Source organism: Aquimarina sp. 433, assembly GCF_054054605.1.
In genome coordinates this window covers 1-2,500 of sequence record NZ_JBSWZK010000023.1, presented here as the reverse complement: position 1 = coordinate 2,500, position 2,500 = coordinate 1, and the positions used below count along the sequence as shown (strand labels likewise).

At 45.7% G+C, this 2,500-nt stretch carries 2 tRNA genes and 2 rRNA genes (1 of these 4 cut by a window edge); all 4 read right to left on the bottom strand.

What is annotated here, in order from left to right:
- Positions 1-570 (bottom strand): 23S ribosomal RNA (locus ACWNT5_RS24155) (it extends 2,247 nt beyond the left edge of the window).
- Positions 571-786: 216 nt separating this feature from the next.
- A tRNA-Ala gene (locus ACWNT5_RS24150) sits at positions 787-860 on the bottom strand.
- Positions 861-995: 135 nt separating this feature from the next.
- A tRNA-Ile gene (locus ACWNT5_RS24145) sits at positions 996-1,069 on the bottom strand.
- 165 nt (positions 1,070-1,234) lie between these two features.
- Positions 1,235-2,500: ribosomal RNA gene (locus tag ACWNT5_RS24140) — 16S ribosomal RNA — on the bottom strand; the annotation flags it as partial.

The following is a 2,500-nucleotide window of genomic DNA, read 5'->3' as shown; positions in this document are numbered from 1 at the left end:
CACTTATCGCTCCGACCGCTTGTAAGCGTATGGTTTCAGGATCTATTTCACTCCCTTATTCAGGGTTCTTTTCACCTTTCCCTCACGGTACTGGTTCACTATCGGTCTCTCAGGAGTATTTAGCCTTATGGGATGGTCCCCACAGATTCATACAGGGTTACACGTGCCCCGCACTACTCAGGATACCACTAAATCAATATATCTTACCTATACGGGACTATCACCCTCTTTGGCTTGTCTTTCCAAACAATTCTAATTCAATATACATCTTATAGCGTGGTCCTACAACCCCGATATTGCCGTAACAACATCGGTTTGGGCTAATCCGCGTTCGCTCGCCACTACTAACGGAATCACTATTGTTTTCTTCTCCTCCGGGTACTTAGATGTTTCAGTTCTCCGGGTTCGCCTCCTTACGGATACTATATCTTCAATATAGTGGGTTGCCCCATTCGGATATCTGCGGATCATAGTGTATGTGCCACTCCCCACAGCTTTTCGCAGCTTATCACGTCCTTCATCGCCTCTGAGAGCCTAGGCATTCCCCATACGCCCTTAATTAGCTTATGCGTCTTGCTTTAACTTGCTCTTTTAGTTTTTTCAATAATAAAATATAATTCTATTATTGCTCTTTTGTCGTTAAATGTCTCCTGTGAAAACATCTAACGCTCGTATTCTTTAAATCAATATGTCAATGAACGTTGTGGTGAGTAACCACTGATATTAATTATCAGTCACTACTCCCATGCAATACTCTTGAAACTTATATCTCAAGGCATTGCCTTGTGGAGAATACCGGAGTCGAACCGGTGACCTCCTGCGTGCAAGGCAGGCGCTCTAGCCAGCTGAGCTAATTCCCCTATCATGAATTCAGAATGTAGAATTCAGAATTACGAATTTAGAATTCTCAAACTTCTAGAATTTCCTTTTCAATATATAATCAATGAACTTTACTAAAACTAAGCTTATAAAAAAACTAAACCCGCTTTAGACAGTAGTCTCAGGCAGACTCGAACTGCCGACCTCTACATTATCAGTGTAGCGCTCTAACCAGCTGAGCTATGAGACTTTTTTCATAGTTGATGGTTGATGGTTTACAGTTGATAGTTACTTGTCTTATAAAATAAAACCCTAACAACTAACAACCAAAAACTAACAACTAATTCAATTAATTAACAGCTAAGACTAAAAATAATCCCTAACAAACAATTCCTGTGTGTCATAACTTCTCTAGAAAGGAGGTGTTCCAGCCGCACCTTCCGGTACGGCTACCTTGTTACGACTTAGCCCCAGTTACCAGTTTTACCCTAGGCCGCTCCTTGCGGTGACGGACTTCAGGTACCCCCAGCTTCCATGGCTTGACGGGCGGTGTGTACAAGGCCCGGGAACGTATTCACCGGATCATGGCTGATATCCGATTACTAGCGATTCCAGCTTCACGGAGTCGAGTTGCAGACTCCGATCCGAACTGTGATAGGTTTTATAGATTCGCTCCTTGTCACCAAGTGGCTGCTCTCTGTACCTACCATTGTAGCACGTGTGTGGCCCAGGACGTAAGGGCCGTGATGATTTGACGTCATCCCCACCTTCCTCGCGGTTTGCACCGGCAGTCTTGCTAGAGTTCCCGACATTACTCGCTGGCAACTAACAACAGGGGTTGCGCTCGTTATAGGACTTAACCTGACACCTCACGGCACGAGCTGACGACAACCATGCAGCACCTTGTAATCTGTCCGAAGAAAACTCTATCTCTAAAGCTGTCAGACTACATTTAAGCCCTGGTAAGGTTCCTCGCGTATCATCGAATTAAACCACATGCTCCACCGCTTGTGCGGGCCCCCGTCAATTCCTTTGAGTTTCATTCTTGCGAACGTACTCCCCAGGTGGGTTACTTATCACTTTCGCTTAGCCACTCAGTCCGAAAACCGAACAGCTAGTAACCATCGTTTACGGCGTGGACTACCAGGGTATCTAATCCTGTTCGCTACCCACGCTTTCGTCCCTTAGCGTCAATACATTATTAGTGATCTGCCTTCGCAATCGGTATTCTAAGTAATATCTATGCATTTCACCGCTACACTACTTATTCTAACCACTTCATAATGATTCAAGACTTGCAGTATCAATGGCAATTTTCCGGTTGAGCCGAAAACTTTCACCACTGACTTACAAACCCGCCTACGGACCCTTTAAACCCAATGATTCCGGATAACGCTTGGATCCTCCGTATTACCGCGGCTGCTGGCACGGAGTTAGCCGATCCTTATTCGTAGAGTACCGTCAGAGCTCTACACGTAGAGCGGTTTCTTCCTCTATAAAAGTAGTTTACAACCCATAGGGCAGTCTTCCTACACGCGGCATGGCTGGATCAGAGTTGCCTCCATTGTCCAATATTCCTCACTGCTGCCTCCCGTAGGAGTCTGGTCCGTGTCTCAGTACCAGTGTGGGGGATCTCCCTCTCAGGACCCCTATCTATCGTCGCCTTGGTATGCCGTTACCA